We start from the raw sequence: 20,482 nt of genomic DNA, 5'->3' as shown, positions 1-20,482 counted from the left end.
TCATTTTATCTTCTTTCGTTTTTGGTGCTGGTGTAATAGGCATCATATAAAACACCACCAATAAAACCAAGGCCATCTTTCGGATAAGCATCATCTGCTCCTGCGTTGCGCGCCTTTACGAGCCTTGTTTTGGCATCACTTGTCGAGCCTTCTGTTAATGCGCAAATGTAAATCTTATCTTTACAGCTTTTGTATAGATTTTTCAGATGAGATATTAATTTGTAGCTGTTTGTATCTGGAATTTGGAGGTCAACAAAAGCCAATCTGGGCCTGCCTGTTTTAAGGATTTCTAGAACTTCATTGCTGTTTGCAGCTTTTCTTACACTAAGACCTCTGCCATTAACACGCGTTTGAATAAATTTTGCTGTATCTGCATTATCATCAACAATCAAAACATAATCATCAACATGCTTAAGATCTTTCTTTATCCCCATAGCTCTATCAAATCATCATCAGATATTTAAATCTTATGAAACTGAATGCGAAAAACAATTATGTCCCTTCCTGCCATGAACTGAGATATTTCTTCTGCTCTTCTGTCAGCGCATCAATCTTGATATCCATTGCTTCAAGCTGAAGCTTTGCTATGCTGTTGTCGATCTCTTCAGGCAGCAATATAACATCCACTGGAAGCTTTCCTTTGTTTTTGACAGCGTATTCAACTGCCAATACCTGTCCGCAGAAGCTGGTTGACATAACCTCGCTCGGATGGCCTTCTGCAGCAGCAAGATTTACCAAGCGCCCTTCTCCGCAGAGGAAGATCTTTTTTCCGTCAACAATGTATTCGTCAAGGAAAGGCCTTACCCTTCTTTCGCCTGAAGCTATTTGTTTCAATCCCTTGACATCAATCTCAATATCAAAATGGCCTGAATTTGCCAGGATTGCGCCTTCCTTCATCTGCCTTATATGCTCTATTCTTACAACGTGCTTGTTTCCTGTCAGAGTGCAGAATATATCGCCTATTTTGCAGGCATCTTCCATTTTCATAACTCTGAATCCATCATAAGCAGCCTGCAATGCGCAGAAATTATCAACTTCTGTCACAATTACATTTGCGCCAAGGCCTTTGCATCTCATTGCAAATCCTTTTCCGCAGCTTCCGTATCCTAGAACAACAATATTTTTTCCGGCAAATAATATATTTGTGGCTCTTATTATTCCGTCAACAGTTGACTGGCCTGTTCCATAATAATTGTCCAGCAAATGCTTTGTTTTATTGTCATTAACAGCAATTATCGGATATTTCAGGGCATTGTCTTTTTTCATTGCTCTCAGCCGTATAATCCCTGTTGTTGTTTCCTCGCAGCCTGCAATTATATCTTTTATTAGTTCAGGGTGTTTTGAATGTATTTCAGAAACTAAGTCGCAGCCATCATCAATTGTTATGTGGGGCTTAAAATCAATTACATTTGCTAAATATCTGTAGTAATCTGCATTGTTCTCTCCTTTGTATCCCCAAACCTTGACTCCTTGTTTTGCCAGCGCAGCTGCAACATCGTCCTGCGTGCTTAATGGATTGCAGCCAGTTATAGCAACTTCTGCGCCGCCAGTAATCAATGTTTTAACAAGAACAGCTGTTTCTTTTGTAATGTGCAATGCCAGCCCAACTCTGATACCTTTTAACGGCTTTTCTTTTTCAAATCTTTTTTTTATTTTTAACAAAGCACCCATGTGGGATTCTGCAATCTCAATGTTCATCCCTCCCTGCTCTGCTAATTTAATGTCTTTAACTTCATAAGTTTCGCCTTTGTCCATTTTATCACCTGAATTGATTAATTTATACACATTTATATATTTTTTTCAATAAAAAGTAAACATTGTCCATAATTTGATTAAAAATAAAGACAAATATAGAAATATTTAAATATAAGCTGTACAAATTGATTTCCATGTCAAGAAGGCTCTCTGAACATGCCCCCAACTTAGCTTTAAAGATTTCTTGTTCAGAGAGTCTTTAAACATTAAATGAAAAATGATTAAGATGCGAATAGAAGACAATATATGGAAATTTTACATTTACAGGGTTTTAGGCACTCTCATATTTGTAACTCCAATATTTGTCTTATTCCTTCTTGAAAACAATCTTACACTGATGCAGGTTATGATTCTGCAGGCGTATTATGCAATCATACTTGTTTTTTTCAGAATACCTGCAGGAACATTTACAGATTTTGCAGGAAGAAAGAAAGCAATTATTTTGTCCCAGTTTCTTTTTTTAGCCAGCTGGATTTTTTACGCGCTCGGAACTAATTTTTTAGGATTTGTGATTGCGGAAACGCTGATAGGCGTTTCATCGGCCTTGTGGGGTTCTGCATCATCAGCTTTTATCTATGATACGTTGGCTGCATTAGGCAAGGAGGAGCAGTTTAAGAAAATATTCGGGACAGTTACATCTATCAATTATCTTGTGTGGGGCATTGCTTCGCTTGCGGGCGGATATATTGCCTCAGTTTATGGGTTAAGAATGACATTTTGGGCAACGGCATTGCCTATAGCTATTTCGTGCCTTATTCCCCTATTTTTTGTCGAGCCTTATGTGCACAAGCCGCTGGAAAAAAGGTATCTTGCCCATATTAGAGAAGCTATTAAATTTTCATTGAGCCACCCAAAAGTTAAATTTTTCATCATTTATTCAATGATATTTAGCGGTGTGGGGGCTGCTGCTTATTTCTTTTACCAACCATATTTCAAGCTAATCAAGATTGACATCTTTTATTTTGGCGTTATATTCTTTTTGATGAATGTTGCAGGAGCGATAGGATCGAAATTTGCGCACAACATAGAAAAATTGCTTGGAGAAAAAACAACATTATACGCAATGCTCATAATCCCAATAATATCGTTTTTGTTCCTGTGGAAGCTGCTCATTCCATTGGCCGTCTTGTTTCCAATAATCAAGTTTTTTATCGGAGGCTTCTCCGAGCCTGTTCTTGAGGATTACGTCAACAGGCACATACAAACACATCATCGCGCAACAATACTTTCATTGAAGAATCTCGGAGGTGATCTGTTTTTCAGCATTTTATCTCCTATTCTGGGTTATCTTGCTGATTTGTGGTCAATACAGACAGCATTTTTGATTTCGGCAATAATCTTGTTCGTTGATTTGGTTATTTTGTATATATTTATGCACCTTAAAACGAGGTATGTGGAATGGACTCCAAAGACAGCAGAATAATTGAGATACTGAAGCAGAATAGCAGGGAATCAATCAGAAGCATTGCCAAAAAGGCAGACTTAAGGCCGTCAACAGTGCACCAAAGGCTGACAAAATTAAAGAAAGACAAAGTAATAGAAAAATTCACAGTCAAATTAAGCAACAAGGCTGTTGGAGAGAATTTCATTGTCTTCATGCTGCTGACAACTGACAAGGATCTTGAGCCGTCTTTTTTTGAGAATAGGCATATAAAGGAATCATTCGGCGTAACTGGAGAGCATGACCTGTTTCTGAAGCTCAAGTTCAGGGATATTGATGAATTCAATGATTACATCATCAGTCTGAGAAAAAACAAAAACATTAAAAAAACCCTGACGATGATAAGCACGATAAATATAAAGGAGGAAATATAAAGGTTTAAATATAACGCTCCTTTAACTATCTGAAATGGAAAGGAGAATAAGTGACAGAAACATACTTGACAAGTTTTGTTTAAACTTCTGCAAAGTTCTGGAAAAACACTGCAAATACATAGTTGTTTCTGGTTTTGTAGCGATATCTTCCGGCAGGCCAAGGGGAACTGAAGATATAGACATAATACTTGAAAAATTAATAAAAGAGCAGTTTATTCTTCTGCATAATGATTTGGTCAAAAAAGGATTTGTCTGCATGCAGGGATTAGATGCTTCAAAACTATATGACGACTACATGAATGAAAATATTTCGATAAGATACACATGGAAAAACGAGCCTTTACCTGAAGCAGAAATAAAATTCAGCAAGGATGCGCTTGACGAATATCAATTAAAAACAAAGGTAAAGTTGAAATTAACGGGATTAGATGTTTGGTTCGGTTCAATTAATATGAATATAGCGTTTAAGGAAGAGTACCTTAAATCAGAAAAGGACATGGGAGATGCAAAACATTTAAGAATAGTTTATGCAGAACTTGTTGATGAAAAGGAGATTAATAAAATAAAAGAACTGATAAGAAGGCTGAGACTATGAATGATGAGCGCATGGAAGCGGTTATAAGATGGGCGAATTATGTTAGAAACAATAAAAACTGGAAAAAAGAGCATACAAAATTCATCAATGCTCAGTTTGAGAAGACATATGCTTTTCTTAAAAGGCTGGCGAAGCAAAAAGGCGGCAAGGATAAAATAATAAAGATGTATGGAATTAGAAATGTTAGGGGGTATCCTAAGTTGCTTGGTTAAGATGAACGAGTATCCTGAAAGAAAAACAAGAGAATTAAGTGAGGAAGAAAAAAAAGAAATAAGAAAAAGAATTGGAGAAGGTGATGAAGATATATACGAATTGGCAAAAGAATTTAGTTGTTCTTCTTCGCAGATCGCAGGGATAAAGGCATGGGTAAAGCACTCAGATAGTTGGAAATAAAGCAACTTTATGCGATAAAATCTCAAGTGTTGACCAAAGGGATGGCTGCTATCTAAATATGATGTACTCATTGAGTGATTCTTCAATCTGCGATAAAATAACAGGCAGCAGCCAGAAGCAGCAGTGTTTGCAAAATATACAGGGAAATCAAGGAAACATCATGAAATACTGATATCTTATATAAGTTTCTTTATCTCATCTTTCAGGCTTTTGCTTAATCTTGCGCCAATCTGCTCTACAACTTTTGCAGCAGCATAACTCGCTATCTTTCCTGCTTTTTCTAATGGAAGATCATGGCTTATTCCGTATAGAATCCCGGCAGCATACATATCACCTGCTCCTGTTGTGTCAACTGCTTTTGCTTCAAAAGAATTTATTTTATATACTCTGTTTTTGGATTTTATTAAAGAACCCTTAGACCCTAATTTAACAACAGCAACATCTGCAAATTCAGCAATTTCATCCAATGCCGCTTCTTCTTTTTTACCTGTGAAAGCCTCTGCTTCCTTTTCATTTGCAAAAACAATATCTGCATATTTTTTAACTAAATTTTTCATGTCCTCTAAGTTTCTTCTTATAAGAGCCGGATCGGCCAGGTCAATTGAAACCAAAACATTATTATTTTTTGCAATTTCCATTGCATGAATCGCAACTTCCCTCATGGCTTTTCCTTCCAGTTGGTAGCCCTCAATATGCAGAATCTTGCTTTGCCTTAATTCTTCCTCCAGAACATCTTCTTTTCCCAATTCAAGCGCTGCTCCAAGATGAGTTGCGAAAGTCCTTTCAAAATCTGGCGTTATAAAGGTTATTGTATGGCCGGTCATTAAGCTGCCTTTTTTAATGTTTGAAAAAACACCGCCTTCTGTCATTTTTTGCTCGTAGACTGCGCCATGCTCATCTTGGCCGACTTTGCCGCAGAAAACAACCTTGCCGCCCAAAACAGCAACTCCGGCAAGAACATTTGCAGCTGATCCGCCTGGGGCAATCTTGAATTTATACTTTTTCAGCTTTTCAAAGATTTTTTTGGAGTGGGCTTTATCAATAAGATGCATTTCGCCATGCTTTAAGTCCATTTCGAGCAGCTCTTTATGGTCTACTTCGACAAGAAAGTCCATCAAAGCGCTTCCGATTCCGAAAACATCGTATTTTTTCATTATGATTCGCCATAAACTCTTTTGAATTCTTCCAGGTATTTTGAGGCAACACCGGCATCGTTGATGATCAAAACATTCTCGTCATTTGATTCATCAGCATTCCTTGTAGGATTGTAGCTGCCTGTGATCACGGTTTCATTGTCTACAATAAAAACCTTGTGGTGCATGTTGTATTTGTTGCTGTCCCATTTTACACTTATGTTGCTGTCTGCAAGCCTTTGAAACTCCGCATATGTGTTGTTTTGCGCTCTTTCCATGACTCCTTTTATATCAAGCCTGTCTTTGCTGCTGATTAAAACATTGCCGATATTGTTGTCTGTAAAGCTGAACTGCATAAAATAAATGCTTTTCTTAGCATTGTTTAATGCAGTTATGACGTGCGAGCTGCAGTGGTCTTCAGAACAGAAGTAATTCTCGATTTTTTTGCCATTTAGGATTATTATAGGGTGTTTTACGTTTTCTCCCTTTCCAAAGATGCCCTTCCATATTTCATTGAATTCATCTTCGTAATTTTTTGCAAGGTAATTTGAATTGTAAACAATCATGTTGTTGTCGTTTTTGATGTTGTTTTTCACTGTTGGGTTGAATGAGCCGCTGAAGATGATTTTATTGTCAAAAACGCAGAATTTGTTGTGCATTAGCTGATTTTGATTGTCTTGCCTTACAAAATTGAGATTTTTGACTTTCTTGAAGTTTGCATTATCAACAACAACCTTCACGTCAATTCCGCTGTTAAGCTTTTCGACCATTGCATCAGTTATATTCTCATATTCAAAATCGTAAAGCGCGCAATGCACAGTCTTGTTTGAGTTTTCTATTAATCTGATGAATTCCTTTGCGCAGTCATCATATCTGCAGAAATAGACTGAGGGAGTGAAATTGTTATTTTCAGCAACAATGCTGATTATTGCCTGGCCTGTTATTTTGTTACCTGAATTATTTTCATAATCCATGAATTTTGAAACCGATATGATTATTGCCAGAACAACCATATAAGTGAAAAAATTCTTTAATAATTTGTCTATAAGCCGGAATATGCTCATTTCACCAGTTCCAGGCTGCTTTTCAGCAATCCAAACTTGCTGCCGGGGTATTTATTTTCAATTTCATTCAAAAGATTTTTTATATTGTTTTTATTTCCTTTTTTTGAAACCTTAAAACCCCTGCATTTTGCAAAAGCAGCGCTTTCGTCATCTGTAATATTTATTAATAATTTTATGAAGTGTGATTTTATCGAGATTTTTGAATTAAATACGTTTTTCAAGAATAAAGAATCTTCATCATCCATGGTCCACGGAATGATTATTTTTGAATTCTTTGAAAGTTTTATTATTTTTTTGTCCTTTAAAAAATCCCATCTATTCCCTATTCTTATTTTTAAAACTTCTATTTTTACAGGAAGGCCTTTTATTATGCTTTTCAATAAAAACTGCGTATTCAGAAAATCATGAGAGCTGTCATCAACAATGCAGATATTATCGCCTTTTTTAAAGATCTTGTTGATCCTCACAAACTTTCTGACTCTTTTTTCGATCATCCTGCAGAAGCAGGCGCAGCAGTATGGCTGCAAGTGCTTTAAAATAATAGTTGCCGGCTTGTTGCATGAGATGCATTTCATAAGAGCCAAAAAACAAAGAACTGTTTAAATACCTTTCTTACCATGTTGTCACCACTTTAAAATGCTCTTAAACCGAAAGATTTATATACTAGTAACACTACTCCAGAGTAGATAAGTTAAGTTGGGGCGTGGTAAATTCATATTACGATCTATCACCTCTTTTTCCAGGGCAGATGTCCGCAAGGTCGTTTGCCCTGGTTTATGATCACCTCTTTTTCCTGGAAGCGAGCTTCGAAAGAGGCTTGCTTCTAAGGTTTAATTTAACAGATTTCTTGGATTTATTTTTTACCTTCACTACAAGGCTCCTTAGAACAAAGCCGACTAAAATACCTGAAACAAAAATAATAACTAAATTATAGTCAATATCTATTTTTTTCCTGAATATGTAGGGGATCTCTTCTTTTTTGAAATAAATATCCAGATTGCTCAGTTCAAGGGCGTATTCTGAAAACAGAAGAGAGGAATAAGGATCTTCTTCTTTCAGTTCCTTTGCGTATTCATAATAGCTGTAGCCCAATATTGGAAAGATTCCCTTATTTGTTTCCTTCAATATCTGCCTGTTCACCAGCTCCAGTTTCTTGTTTATTATGTTGCTTAAATTCTGCCCGCTTATGCCGATGGACATCATTACAACATCAACCTGCGCTTTCGCTTTTGAAGCTTTGAAAAGGCAAAGCTCGTTGTTTTCGTTTTTTTGATCCTGCTTTGCGTTTTCTAATTCATTGCTGATCTGGCCTAAATTGGCAACAGGAACAAACAAGGCAACGTAATCAAAGCGCTCCTGGGCCTCAACTATTTTCTGAGTGCAGGAATCCCTGAGCATCTGAGCGTCAATATCGAGCTTTATGCCGCTTTTTCCAAAAAAGAAAGACCAGGAATTAACTGTGTAGAGCCTTTCGATTGAATATGCAAGATAGTATGCGCTGTCATCCAGTTCTTGCCCGCCAAGGCTTGCCAGGCTCAGGTTAAGGTAATCATTCACTTCATCAATCCGCTCTTTTACAATGATGTATGTTTCCAGATCGTTTATTGTTTTATAATCATTTTTTAGCTTTTCCTCGCGCTTTTTTAGTTCGGCAGATGTGCTGTTGAGCTTTTCCCTTAATTTGCTCTCATTAATGTCTTTTATGCTGAGATAATTGTATTTTATATTTGCGCTGAAACAGAAGGAAGCAGAAGAATAATATTTCTTCTGGCTGAAGGCATTTTTTCCCCTTTCGCTGGAATTAATTGCAGCCTCCAAAACATCATTCTGCCCAGAAACATTTAAGCTGGCTTTTAAGGAATCTGCCCTTGAGCACAGGTCTATTGAAATGTTTCTCATTGTTCCCTCATAGTCTGCTGTTATGTTGATTGCTTCAACTCCATCACTGTATTTCTTTCCTGTAAATTCATATACCGCGTCATTCAAGCTGAGAATTTCAACAACATCTATTCCGATCTTTTTTCCATATTCAATGATATCTGTCTTGTTGCCTTCCTCGCCGACAAATCTTTCACCTTCAGGAATCAGCACTTTTTTTATGCTCGCATTTGCAGCTGCCTCTGTTTTTTCCTTTATTCCGCCGACAGCGCCTATTATTCCGCCTGAGTTTATTGTTCCTGTCATTGCAATATCTTCCCTCAGCTTCAGGTCATCAAGCACAGCAACAGTCAAAACAGCCATTGCAGCACCGGCGCTTGGCCCGCCTATTATCGGCGCGTCTGCCCTTATTGTGTAGAAAAAGTCATATCTGCTGCAGTCTTTGTTCAGAAAATCGCATGCAACGCTTTTTGCAAATCTTGTCGAGAACTGCGTGTCAAACTTTGTCAACGGATAAGAATCAATAAAAACCCTGCCTGTGCCTTCTTTTATTTCGATATAGAGATCAGCAGTGCTGCCTATAAAGCCGCCGTCTGTCTCTGAAACAGCAAGCAGCGTTGTACTGCCTGTTTTGGCATAAGCCAGGGGAATGGCTAAGAGGAGTAACAGTAAAAGTACAAGCTTTTTCATAGTAATTAAGAAAAATTTTGAGTTTTTATATGTCAAGAACCACTCACCAAAGGTATGTGCAATGTTGCCGCTATTCGCCGTATCAGGTGGTTCTTGATCATGCTCAAAAATTTTCCATATTCTGGAGCTTGATCGATTTTTGCCACCACTTACAAACTGGTTAAAAATTTTTGACATTTTGTGATTTAGTCTCTATCTTTTCTATATGCCTGCACTTGGGATAAGTTGAGCAGCCATAGAATGACCCATATACACTTTTTCTCAGAACAAGATTGCCTGTTCCGCATTTCGGGCATTTCCTTTCTATTTTGCCTGATTCGATCTTTTCAGCTTCTTTTTTCAAAGCTGCATCCATTATTTGCTTTGAGGGGCATTCCTTGTTGATGCAGATTTCCTGCGGCCTTTTGCCTTTCATGATCACCATTATCATCGGATATTTGCATTGCTCGCATATCTTTTCAGATGGCTTGATCAATCCTGAAGAAGGAAGCTTGAATGTTGTCTTGCATTCAGGATATTGGTCGCATGCAATGAATCTTCCAAAGCGGCCTTTTCTCATCTTTAATGTCCCCTTTTCGCATTTAGGGCATTTTCCAATTTCGCTTTCCTGCCTTAGCTGCTCCTGATAAGTGTCTTTCAAGCCCTCGCCAATCTTCTTTTCCTTTCCCTTAAATTCATTGAGGATTTTTATCAAAGCAGCTTTTGCTTCTTCAAGAATTTCCTTGGGCTTTTTCTTCTGCTCTCTTATTTCTTCCATCTCTTCTTCAAAATGCCTTGTCAGTTCTTCATCAAGGATCAAAGGAGAATATTTTTCCAAAGTTTCAACTGTTTTAATTCCCAAATCAGTAGCTTCAATAACTTTTCCTGTTGTGTATCCCCTTTGTGACAGGGTGTCAATGATCTGCGCTCTTGTAGATTTTGTTCCGAGGTTTCTTTTTTCAAGCTCTTTTATAATTGAAGCTGGAGTGAATCTCGCAGGAGGTTGTGTTTCTTTGTCATACATTGTTATTTTATCTATATTTACAATATCGCTCTTGTTTATCGGAGGAAGCTCCTCTTCTTTTAATGTGACATAAGGCTCGTATAAAACATGCCATCCTTTTGCTATTGTCCTTGTTCCTTTTGCAATAAAAATCTCATTTTTAACATTTATGTCGACTGCTACAGTCTCTCTTACTGCATCCTCGCCGAATGTTGCAAAAAACCTTTTTACAATCAAATCATATATTTTATATTCCCTCGCATCAATCTTTTTTGGATATTCTCCTGTGGGATGGACAGCAGGATGAGCAGGATCGGTTTTTTTGCCGTTGTTGGGGATTAATTTTTCTTTTGCAAGCAAAAGCTGCGCTAATTTTTTGTAGCTTTCATTTGAGCTTAAATTTTTTAAAATCTTTTTAAAATTCAAGACAAAAGGAAGCTGTTGGCTTGATGTTCTTGGATAAGATATTAATCCGGCAAGATAGAGATTTTGCGCGATTTCCAATGTTTCCTTCGGCTGTATCTTGAAGATGTGGTAAGCTTCTATCTGCAGCGCTGTCAGGTCAAAAGGAACAGGAGCTTTTTGGTTGAACTGTGTTTTTTTGACTTCCTGCACAAGGCCTTTTTTCTCAGATTTAACTTTGTGCATTACAGCTTCTGCTTTTTCCTTTTCCCAGAACTTGTCTTCTTTGTGCAATGCTGTTATGTCTCCCTTGTTTACATTGCCTTTGAGATCGATCTGCCAGAACGGAACAGGCTTGAAATTTTTTATTTCTTTTTCTTTGTCAACAATTATTTTCAGTGCCGGGCCTTGAACTCTGCCTGAACTCATTATCTTGAACATCCCGCCTGCTTTTATCGCAGCTGTCAATGCCCTGCTCGTGTTGATGCCCCAATACCAATCCAATTCATGCCTTGTCTCGCCGGCCATTGCCTGGCCCCAGTTTAATGTTTTTGCCTTGTTCTCATAAGCTTCAATTAAATCAGGCTTTGTTAATGTTGAGAATTTCATTCTTGCAGCATCTTTTTGATTGCAGATGAATCGGATTACATTCAGGCCGATGACCTCGCCTTCAATATCATAATCAGTTGCAACCGTAAATGTTTTTGCTTCCTTTGAAAGCTTTTTGATTGTCTGAAGGTATTTTTTTGAGAATGCAGCTCCTTTATTTGTTTCAGAAGTCGGCTTCCATTCGATATCGAAAACTGGATAAGTCCATTTTCCCTTCTCTTTTTCAGCCAATCCATAGAGATGGCCTACTGCGCATGCCACAATGATGTCGTTTTTGCCATGGGTTACTTTGTAATAAGGCACTCCCAAGTTCGATTCCTTTATCGCTTTTCCGTCGGCAAGAGCCTCAGCTATCTTCAATGCTGCTGCAGGCTTTTCGGTTATTATTAGTTCAACCATTTTTAGTCATTTTGCCAAGCCCTTTATAAATCTGATGAAACTGTCCTGCCCAAATAATACAACTCCTTTTTTTACAGCGTCAATAAACGCCTTATTTGGCTTTTTTAATTCACTTTTGAATTCTGCTTCTGTGAAATTTAACGAATGGACCTTCTTAACCTGGGTCTTCTGCAAATTAGCTGTTATTTTCTCAATCTGTATAAAGTTTTTCCTATTTGAGATCACGCTTACTATATCAATGTCATTCGCTTCTTTTGGCTTGTTCAGAATGCCGCCATAGATTATGCTGAATTTTGCTTTTCCCTCAAACTCTGAAAAGCTGCTTACCCATCTTTGATTTTTCAATGTTTCTTCTGTAAGGATCATGGCCAGCATTTTTTCAACAATCGGATTTTCCCAGTTCAGGCTGATTGTATGGGTGCTTGTTTTTCCAGAGCCAACAGGGGATAAGATAAGGATTTTTTCAGATTCGAGTTTTCTAAGGACCTTCCATACACCCCATCTGCTCATGCCTATTTCTTTTGAGAGTGTGGTTACAGTATGCCTTGTAGCAAAATCCTTGAATATTAATTTCAAAATCCTGCTGGTTGTTTTTGCTGTCTCCATTTTGTTGATAGTTGTCAACTGTTAGTTGATAGTCATATATAAAGGTTTTGTTTTCAAGTTTAGAAAATCCCTGATTTAATACGAGACTATTGGCTTTTTATAGCAACAACAAAAAACCTTATAAACAACCTCTGTTCATTATGCGCTATGATAAAAGAGGATATGAGAGATCTTGGAAGATTCTACCATGTGCTGAATGTTTTGTTCAAAAACAGGCTCGGCTATTTTCTTGAAAAGCATGGCTTGCATATTTATCTGCCATTCCATAAAAAACTGATGAGGCACAAATTTATTGCGCCGTCAAAGCCGGAAGTGAAATGGAGGCAGGCATTTGAGGAATTGGGGGGAACTTTTGTAAAGCTGGGGCAGCTGCTTAGCTTAAGGCCGGATCTGGTTCCTTTTGAATACTGCGAGGAATTCCAGAAGCTGCAGGATGATGTGCCGGCTTTTCCGTTTTCCGAAGTTAAAAAAATAGTTGAAAAGGAATTGAAAAAACCATTAAATAAAATCTTCAAGTCTTTCAATGAAACACCTATCGGCTCTGCATCTATCGGCCAGGTGCATGAAGCAGTGCTGAAAAACAACAAGAAGGTTGTTGTGAAAGTGCAGCGGCCTCATATTGATCAGATGATGAAGGCTGATATTGATATTCTTTATACCTTTGCAAAGATGATTGAAAAAGGCAGGAAATTCCCGAATATTACACCAACAGAGATTGTGAATGAATTTGAAAAATATACAAAAAAAGAGCTGGATTATGTTCTTGAAGGAAGAAACATAGACCAGTTCTACCAGAATTTTGAAAACTCAAAAACAATCAAAATTCCAAAAGTCTACCTGGATTACACAACAAGCAGAGTATTGACGATGGAGTGCATCAAAGGAACAAAGCTGAAAGAGATAAAAACCAAGAAGATTGACAGAAAGCTGATAGAAAAAATAGCTGCTGATGCCATATTGAAGCAGGTGTTTGAAGACGGATTTTTCCATGCAGACCTTCACCCAGGAAACATACTGCTGACAGACCATAAACTAGCATTCCTTGATTTTGGGATAGTGGGCTATATGAGCAAGCAGCTTAAGAACCAGTCATTGGATTTGTTCATAGCAATAATGGAAAAGGATTCCAGAGAAGTAAAAAACTTATTGATGAAAATCGGGAAATCCGATAATGCCACTGGCTTAGAAACATTTGAGGATGAAATTACTGAAGTAATCAATGAATGGCGCGGCGCGCAGATAAAGCAGATGAATATGACCAGTATGATGCGCAATCTGCTGAACCTTTGCTTTAAGCACAATATAAAAATGCCTACGAATATTGTTTTGTTTGCAAAGGCATTTGTGACATTAGAAGGATCTGCCAAGCTGATAGACCCTGAGTTTGATATCAACGAGTATGCTAAGCCATATGTCAAAAAAATTCTGGTTAGCAGGGCAAGGCCCAGTGAGCTTATCAGATCATTCTTGAAGAAAGGCAGGGAGATAAAAGAGATACTTGATGATTTTCCTGAGAAGGCAAAAGAATTGCTTGACAAGGCAGCAGCAGGCAAGATAAAGATCGATATAGAGGACGAAGAGATCAAGAAACTCGGCATGGAAATAGATAAGTCGAGCAACAGATTGGCATTAGGCATGATAATCGGGGCAATTGTAATTGGTATGGCTCTGCTTATGAAAACACAGTACGAGTCATATGCATTTGCCGGGATGGCTGTTGTTTTTGTGTTGGGTGCAGTATTAATAATATCAATTTTAAGGGAAGGAAAATATTAGGAGGTGAAAAATGATAAAAGAAGCGAAGAAAATAGCAAAGCTCGGGATAAAAGCAGTTTCAATAACAAAAGGCATTGCAGAGAGGGAGATAAAATACCTGATGAAGAAAGGCATATTACCGAAAAAAGACGGATTTGCATTGCTGCTCAAGATAATGAACGAAGCAGAGAAGCAGAGCAAAGGGATTGAAAAGAACCTGAGGAAACTGGCCAAGAGAGTGCTGAGATATAGCAAATGACACAATTATTTATACAAAACTATGTCATTTGCTTACGAAAAAACGCTTTGCGTTTTTTGTATCCCTCTGGGATATTACAAGCAGACAATTATTACAAATTATTTTGTCTGCGAGTATAGGTTTTGAACAAATCTTTATAAATAGGCAAAACACTCTGTATTCATGAATTCCGAGATATTTGAAAAGATAATAAGATTCCTGAATACAGACACAGAAAACCAGGGAAGCTACTGCATGTTTTCAGACAAGGCATACAAGCCGGTCAAGGTTTCTAAAGATAATTTTAAGGAGATCAAAACTGCCAATAATAAAAACAAGATTGCCTTTATTGACGGAGGCAATGCGGAGATACTGTCTGCCTCTAACTTTTCTCTGCAGCTGATAAGGCTTTATTATACGATCTATGAAAAAAATAAAAGGATCAAAGCAGAGAAATTTGAATTTTATTTATTGATCAATTCGCTGAATGATGGCGGCAATATTTTTTATAAGACAGAAATATTTCCTGTGAATTTTGATATTGAATCCTTTTCATTTGATTCCTACGATGCCACGATAAAAGAAGGAAACAACCAGATAAGCATATCAAAAATAGGCGATGTGATAAGAAGATTCTCTGAGATAAAGCTTGCACTAGAGACTGCAAAAGATCTAGAAGCAAATGACGTTATAGTTTTGGACGGCACATTGCAGGCAAATTATACGAATGAAAAAAATGTACTGGAGATGCTTTATAATGAAGCCGAAGAAAGAGGCATAATAATAACAGCGCTTTCCAAGACTTCAACATTGTTCACTGAAACCGGAGGATCGTATATTGCCTTGCTTGATGGCATTTCACCTTATAAGAAATGGGTTTATCATCCTGTTGCTGAAATAAACAGCGAAAAGCACAAGGCAGAGCTGTTTATTGTTAAATTAGATGAAAGATCAAGCTACAACCTTAGATTTGAGGCTTATAAAAACGTTAAATTCGATATTGCCGGCATAGTTTCAGGCCTTTCACTTAATGCTTCTGACCCTGTGCTGCCAGGCTATCCTTATGGCATGATAGAAGCGGACAAGTTTGCGAGGATCACAAATGAGGAAAAAGAGGCGCTGAAGATGGCATTTGCTGTCAAGGCAGGAAAAGACTGGAAGAAGATAGCTGCGTTCCTGAATACAAGGAACCTGCATGAGATTCTGGATAAAATGGGTTTTTAGCAAAAAGTTCAAAAACCTCTTCTTTATAAACAATTTCCGAAACCTTTATATATCACATATTCTAGGGTATATATGCTTATAAATCAGAAGCGATGCTTTTGGTTAAAAAAAGGAGGTGTTCATAAAATGGACAAAAAAGTAGGAGAGTATGCCTTCATAGTGGGCATAATTATTGCATTAGTGCTGGGCCTGTTAGGCGGTCTAGAAGCATTGCAACCTGCTGAACCATATCTGGTTTCAATACTTGTGATATTGGGACTGGTAATAGGATTCTTGAATGTAACAGGAAAAGAGACAATGCAGTTCTTGACGGTTTCAGCAATATTGGCTATTGTATTGTACGTAGGAGGAGGAGCAGCAGGACTAAAGGAAATACTATATATCGGTAATTATATCGATAGCATAGTGAAGTACATAATGGCGATTGTTGTACCTGCTGTCATCGTGGTCTCATTGAAAGAGATCGTTGACATGGCCAAATCAAAGTAGATTTTTATTTTATTTTTTATTTTTATTTTCTTTAGATTTTTATAAAAAGCTTTATAAATGAGGTTAATTCAGAATATAAAATGTACGATGTCATAACAATCGGCTCTGCTGTTGTTGATACTTTTGTTGATACAGGAAACAGGCTTTTTCAAGATGTTCATAGGGGATGTGTAAGGGTTCCTTTTGGATCGAAAATTCTTATTGAAAATGTAAGGGTTGATACAGGCGGAGCAGGAACAAACACAGCAACTGTATTTTCAAGATTGGGGTTCAAGGCTGCCTGTGTAAGCAAGGCTGGATGCGGAACGAACTCGCAGAGGATAATAAATGCCCTGAAAAAAGAGCATGTTGATACAAGCTTAATTATTTGTTCTCCGAAAGGAAGGACGGGCTTTTCAATTATACTTGATGCAAAGGGGCATGACAGGACGATTTTGGCGTTTAAAGGATCGAATGATGACCTGCGCTATAATGAAGTTAAAAAATCAAAGTTAAAAACGAAGTGGTTTTATATCGGGTCAATGCTTAACGAGTCATATAAAACAGTTGAAAAGCTGGCTGATTTTGCTGTTAGGAACAATATAAAGACAGCATTCAACCCCAGCGCTTATCTGGCTGAAAAAGGAGTCGGGTTTTTAGGAAAACTGCTGAGAAATATAGATGTATTAATTCTGAATAAAGAGGAAGCAGGCTATATAGCCGGAAAAAGCGAAGATATTGCAGTTTTATTAAAAAAATTAAAAAAACTTATAGCGGGCATTGTTGTGATAACAGATGGGAAAAAAGGAGCCTATTGCTATGATGGAAAGTATTCATATCATATTGCGGCGCATCATATCAAGGTTGTAGAGGCGACTGGCGCAGGAGATGCATTTGCAGCTTCGTTTGTTGCTGGGTTGATGAAAGGAAAAAGCATTGAATTTTGCCTGCAGCTAGGTATTGCAAATTCTGAATCTGTTATAACTCATCCCGGGGCTAAAAATAAACTGTTGCATTGGAAGGAAATAGTGGAAATGATAAATAAGAACCCCGGAAAAATAACAAAGCAAAAGCAGAGTCACTAATGTTCCTAGCTTTTTAAACAAAAGCTTTAAATAAAAACCATCTTCTGCATTTTATGGCTGAACAGGAATCAATGGTCTATAAATGCCCTTCATGCAGCAATGATATCCGCGCTAATTTGAGCGAAGGCGTAACAGCTGTTTTCTGCCAGTACTGCAAGTGCAGGGTAGATGTTGGGCTCTAATAACCGTGCTTTCCCTTTAATGGAACAAAACTGAAATATCCAAGCGATGCTGTTATTAATTTGCCGTTCTTTTTAATGCCTTTTACCATTTCCTGGCCCAGAATGCTTTCAACTGGCGCAACAATTATTCCGCCTTCCTTGAGCTGATCAACCAGTGGCTGCGGAATCTTCGGACAGGCTGCAGTGACGATTATTCGGTCATACAGTGCTTCTTTAATGTAGCCTTCACTTCCATCACTATGCAGGATTTTTATGTTTTTTATTTTTAATTTTCCTATGTTGTTTTTTGAGAATTCAACTAATTCTTTTATTATTTCTGTTGTTATTACTTTCCCTTTTTTACCTACGAGATCAGCTAATATCGCGGCTTGATAGCCTGAGCCTGTTCCAATTTCAAGAATTTTTTGTCCTTCTTTAACATTGAGTGCATCAGTCATTATCATCACAGTTGTCGGCTGCGATATTGTCTGGCCTGCTTGAATCGGCAAAGGATAATCTCCATAAGCTTCATGTTCATAGCCGCCAAGAATGAACAATTCGCGAGGAACTGCTTTGAACGCTTCCAATACTTTTTCGTTTTTTACAATTTTTTCTTTTTTCCAGAATTCTATTAGCCGGTTTTTCATGGTATATATGGCTTAAACTTTTATTTTATCTTTATAATGGTTTCGCTAGTATAGATGTCAAGAACCACCATTCACTAATAAGTCCACCTGAAGTTCGGGTGACATACTTTAGTTTAAATAAATTTTATTGGCTTAAAAATGTCAGAATTTTCCATCCAGTCTTTGACTGGTGGCAGAAAGCCAACCTTTTTTGTATGTGGAAAATTCTGAGCATGCTCAAAAACCACCTGATGCGATGGAACGTAGCTACATGCCACCCATCTATGATGGGTGGTTTTTGACAATATCATTTTCAAGTGTTAGACGATTAGAAAGTATACATGACCTGGAAAGCCATATACAAATTAATGCGGACATCAGCTCGCACTCAGTACGGATAGCAGTATCCATCTGTTGCAAGATAATAACCTGGATTGCAACTTAATCCTCCATTCTCTGGGTAGCAGTATCCATCTGTTGCAAGATAATAACCTGATTCACAAGAGCCTCCTTCAGGATAACAATACCCATCTGTTGCAAGATAATAACCTGATTCACAAGAGCCTCCTTCAGGATAACAATACCCATCTGTTGCAAGATAATAACCTGATTCACAAGAAATGCATTGCCCCATGTAGCACGTGGAATCGCCTATGCAGTATGTGTCGCTGATCCCGCATTCTTTGTGGCATAACCCATCCTCGCCTAAAATATACCCAAAATTACAAGAAGTATCTGGGTAGCATAATCCGTCTATTGCTAGGTAATATCCTGGTTCGCAAGTACCTCCATCTTCAGGATAGCATAATCCATCTATTGCAAAGTAATAGCCTGGTTCGCAAGTACCTCCTTCAGGATAGCATAATCCGTCTATTGCTAGGTAATATCCTGGATCGCAGGCTGTGCATTGGTTGTTGAAGCATTCTGAATCTCCAAGGCAGTATGTTCCGCTGTTGCCGCATTCTAGGTGGCAGTAATCATCTGCTCCCGGGATGTATCCTGGATCGCAGCTTGATCCTTCATTTTCAGGATAGCATAATCCGTCTATTGCTAGGTAATATCCCGGTTCGCAATCACCTCCATTTTCTGGGTAGCATAATCCGTCTATTGCTAGGTAATATCCTGGATCGCAAGTACCTCCATCTTCAGGATAGCATAATCCATCGTCTCCGTAGATGTAGCTTTCAGGGCAGATTGTATCTTCGCCGCCATTTTCAGGATAACAATACCCATCTATTGCTAGGTAGTATCCTGGGTCGCAGCCTACACATTGTCCGCTGTAGCATTGTGAATTTCCTATGCAGTATGTTCCGCTGTTGCCGCATTCTGGATGACAGAAGCCATCGTTGCCTAAAATATACCCAGGGTCACAGGTGGTTGCAGGTTCTGGATAACAAAATCCATCTGTTTCTAAGTAATAGCCTATATCGCAATCAAAGCAATTGCCATTAAAGCATTCTGAATTTCCTGCGCAGTATGTTCCGCCAGTGCCGCATTCTGAATGACAACGCCTGTCTTTTCCGTAAATGTATCCTTCAGAGCATTCGCGCACAATTTTATTGAAAATGACAGGCATAATTTTTTTGATAACATAACTTACTGGGTCATTGCACGAAAATAAATATGCATTCGGGCATCCTATTGGGCCCGGCACTTCAGGCGCTTGCTTGTATTGGCATGTGTGAGTGCTCAAGTTGCATTCTTTTCCTGGCTCGCAATTTGAATTCTCACCGCAGTATCCTTCTGTGCTGATGTCCAGGCAACCCAGCAACTGTGAGGTTTTCTTGTCTGATTTAAATAGCCGGAGATAATTGCCTGCTTTTTTGGCAAAGTCATCAGCGTAGCCCTGCCCGCCATTTATCTTTTCGCCAATCGTCAGGTAATCCTCTTTTTCTGCCAGCTGGACAAGATTGCTGTTTTTGTATTTAGTTCCGACATAATATGAGGCAAATATTTTTCCAGCATACTCTGGACGCAGCGCCTTGAGCTGCGGGCATAAACTCTCGTCAGTTTGGGCGCAGTGCTTCTTGTTTTTGCAGCCGCATACATCCAGTTCCGGAGTTGAATTTCCAACACACTCCTGGCCGCAGTACTTTGCATAATTCTCCTTGTGCGTTATCTGAATATAACCTCTTCCCTTATAATCCACTCCTCCATCGTAAGAATTTTTTCTGCATTTTCCGCTTATCTTATAAGTGCAGTCGCCTCCTTGCCCATAATCTCCATTTTCCTCAACCGGCAGAAAGTTTTCCGCGCCAACTTCCTTTTCAAGCGTTGCCATTACCGCAGCCAATAATTTCGGAGTGATTTTTACATTTTGTTCCTTGAAAGAAATGCTAATTGAATATAACGCAGTTGCTAAGTTCTTGTTTTTCCCTTCATCGTATTTGAATAGCCCTGGAAAATCCTTTATACTGCATTTGCTGTCATTGCCCGAATTGATTGCAGCCTGGCCAGCATAAGCAACCGTAAGAAGAACCAAGAAAATTAAAACCAAAATGCTCAGAAACCTGCCTCTTTTGTTTAACATTTTGAAACACATCTAAACTAAATTTAAAATTTTTGTCTTATAGGACATTAGTTTATAACTAAATCCTAATGGCT

21 protein-coding genes are annotated in these 20,482 nt (G+C 38.2%); 11 read left to right on the top strand and 10 right to left on the bottom strand.

The features are described from left to right. Positions 1-5 precede the first annotated feature (5 nt). Together Q7J54_05385 and ahcY are read right to left on the bottom strand one after the other, a co-directional pair. Entirely contained in the window at positions 6-434 is a 429-nt protein-coding gene (locus Q7J54_05385) for a response regulator (GenBank protein ID MDO8740974.1), read from the bottom strand. 58 nt (positions 435-492) lie between these two features. Beyond that, a complete protein-coding gene (gene ahcY, locus Q7J54_05380) occupies positions 493-1,755 on the bottom strand; it encodes an adenosylhomocysteinase (GenBank protein ID MDO8740973.1) in 1,263 nt (420 codons plus the stop codon). Positions 1,756-1,972: 217 nt separating this feature from the next. Between ahcY and Q7J54_05375 the strand changes: the two genes are divergently transcribed. From Q7J54_05375 to Q7J54_05355, 5 genes are read left to right on the top strand one after another with little or no spacing between them, the layout of a single operon-like run. After that, the gene (locus tag Q7J54_05375; protein ID MDO8740972.1) at positions 1,973-3,178 is read left to right on the top strand and encodes an MFS transporter; all 1,206 of its coding nucleotides are present in this window, start codon (positions 1,973-1,975) and stop codon (positions 3,176-3,178) included. Next, positions 3,154-3,570 carry an Lrp/AsnC family transcriptional regulator gene (locus Q7J54_05370; protein ID MDO8740971.1) on the top strand — a complete coding sequence of 139 codons (417 nt, stop codon included), beginning with the start codon at positions 3,154-3,156 and terminating at the stop codon, positions 3,568-3,570. The genes Q7J54_05375 and Q7J54_05370 overlap by 25 nt, the downstream gene beginning before the upstream one ends. Before the next feature lie 34 nt (positions 3,571-3,604). Then, positions 3,605-4,165 carry a hypothetical protein gene (locus Q7J54_05365; protein ID MDO8740970.1) on the top strand — a complete coding sequence of 187 codons (561 nt, stop codon included), beginning with the start codon at positions 3,605-3,607 and terminating at the stop codon, positions 4,163-4,165. Next, entirely contained in the window at positions 4,162-4,377 is a 216-nt protein-coding gene (locus Q7J54_05360; GenBank protein ID MDO8740969.1) for a hypothetical protein, read from the top strand. The genes Q7J54_05365 and Q7J54_05360 overlap by 4 nt, the downstream gene beginning before the upstream one ends. Further along, positions 4,370-4,558: a hypothetical protein gene (locus Q7J54_05355; protein ID MDO8740968.1), complete on the top strand. Its 189-nt coding sequence runs from the start codon at positions 4,370-4,372 to the stop codon at positions 4,556-4,558. The genes Q7J54_05360 and Q7J54_05355 overlap by 8 nt, the downstream gene beginning before the upstream one ends. Positions 4,559-4,734: 176 nt before the next feature. Here the strand turns inward: Q7J54_05355 and Q7J54_05350 are convergent, their stop codons facing one another. The 6 genes from Q7J54_05350 to Q7J54_05325 all read right to left on the bottom strand — a co-directional run bounded on the left by Q7J54_05350 (position 4,735) and on the right by Q7J54_05325 (position 12,321). Next, entirely contained in the window at positions 4,735-5,712 is a 978-nt protein-coding gene (locus Q7J54_05350) for an adenosine kinase (protein ID MDO8740967.1), read from the bottom strand. Beyond that, positions 5,712-6,755, bottom strand: a complete 1,044-nt coding sequence (locus Q7J54_05345; protein ID MDO8740966.1) for a phospholipase D-like domain-containing protein — start codon at positions 6,753-6,755, stop codon at positions 5,712-5,714. Before Q7J54_05345 ends, Q7J54_05350 begins: the two co-directional genes overlap by 1 nt. Next, positions 6,752-7,330, bottom strand: coding sequence for a hypothetical protein (locus Q7J54_05340; GenBank protein ID MDO8740965.1), 579 nt, complete (start codon positions 7,328-7,330; stop codon positions 6,752-6,754). The genes Q7J54_05345 and Q7J54_05340 overlap by 4 nt, the downstream gene beginning before the upstream one ends. Positions 7,331-7,535: 205 nt before the next feature. Next, positions 7,536-9,323 (bottom strand): S16 family serine protease, encoded by a 1,788-nt coding sequence (locus Q7J54_05335; protein ID MDO8740964.1) that lies wholly within the window; start codon positions 9,321-9,323, stop codon positions 7,536-7,538. Between the two features lie 160 nt (positions 9,324-9,483). Continuing rightward, complete coding sequence (topA, locus tag Q7J54_05330; GenBank protein MDO8740963.1) at positions 9,484-11,715, bottom strand: DNA topoisomerase I; 2,232 nt, start codon at positions 11,713-11,715, stop codon at positions 9,484-9,486. Between the two features lie 6 nt (positions 11,716-11,721). Continuing rightward, entirely contained in the window at positions 11,722-12,321 is a 600-nt protein-coding gene (locus Q7J54_05325) for a hypothetical protein (protein ID MDO8740962.1), read from the bottom strand. 147 nt (positions 12,322-12,468) lie between these two features. Here Q7J54_05325 and Q7J54_05320 point away from each other — a divergent pair, with 147 nt between their 5' ends. The 6 genes from Q7J54_05320 to Q7J54_05295 all read left to right on the top strand — a co-directional run bounded on the left by Q7J54_05320 (position 12,469) and on the right by Q7J54_05295 (position 17,273). After that, on the top strand, positions 12,469-14,097 hold the full coding sequence (locus tag Q7J54_05320) for an AarF/ABC1/UbiB kinase family protein (protein MDO8740961.1): 1,629 nt from the start codon (positions 12,469-12,471) through the stop codon (positions 14,095-14,097). 10 nt (positions 14,098-14,107) lie between these two features. Then, a complete protein-coding gene (locus Q7J54_05315) occupies positions 14,108-14,335 on the top strand; it encodes a hypothetical protein (protein MDO8740960.1) in 228 nt (75 codons plus the stop codon). A gap of 162 nt (positions 14,336-14,497) precedes the next feature. After that, positions 14,498-15,538, top strand: a complete 1,041-nt coding sequence (locus Q7J54_05310) for a DNA double-strand break repair nuclease NurA (protein ID MDO8740959.1) — start codon at positions 14,498-14,500, stop codon at positions 15,536-15,538. A gap of 72 nt (positions 15,539-15,610) precedes the next feature. Beyond that, positions 15,611-16,027 carry a hypothetical protein gene (locus tag Q7J54_05305; protein MDO8740958.1) on the top strand — a complete coding sequence of 139 codons (417 nt, stop codon included), beginning with the start codon at positions 15,611-15,613 and terminating at the stop codon, positions 16,025-16,027. An 80-nt stretch (positions 16,028-16,107) separates the two neighbouring features. Then, positions 16,108-17,091, top strand: coding sequence for a carbohydrate kinase family protein (locus tag Q7J54_05300; GenBank protein MDO8740957.1), 984 nt, complete (start codon positions 16,108-16,110; stop codon positions 17,089-17,091). A gap of 53 nt (positions 17,092-17,144) precedes the next feature. Then, positions 17,145-17,273, top strand: coding sequence for a hypothetical protein (locus Q7J54_05295; protein ID MDO8740956.1), 129 nt, complete (start codon positions 17,145-17,147; stop codon positions 17,271-17,273). Here the strand turns inward: Q7J54_05295 and Q7J54_05290 are convergent. Together Q7J54_05290 and Q7J54_05285 are read right to left on the bottom strand one after the other, a co-directional pair. Next, positions 17,270-17,899 carry a protein-L-isoaspartate(D-aspartate) O-methyltransferase gene (locus Q7J54_05290; protein ID MDO8740955.1) on the bottom strand — a complete coding sequence of 210 codons (630 nt, stop codon included), beginning with the start codon at positions 17,897-17,899 and terminating at the stop codon, positions 17,270-17,272. The two genes, Q7J54_05295 and Q7J54_05290, sit on opposite strands and share 4 nt — an antisense overlap. A gap of 367 nt (positions 17,900-18,266) precedes the next feature. Further along, positions 18,267-20,408: a hypothetical protein gene (locus Q7J54_05285; protein MDO8740954.1), complete on the bottom strand. Its 2,142-nt coding sequence runs from the start codon at positions 20,406-20,408 to the stop codon at positions 18,267-18,269. Between the last annotated feature and the right edge of the window lie 74 nt (positions 20,409-20,482).

The sequence above is a fragment of the Candidatus Woesearchaeota archaeon genome (genome assembly GCA_030651135.1).
Taxonomy (GTDB): Archaea; Nanobdellota; Nanobdellia; order Woesearchaeales; family JACPBO01; genus JACPBO01.
Note: the sequence above shows the minus strand (reverse complement) of the source record. Positions and strands in the feature narration are given on the sequence as shown.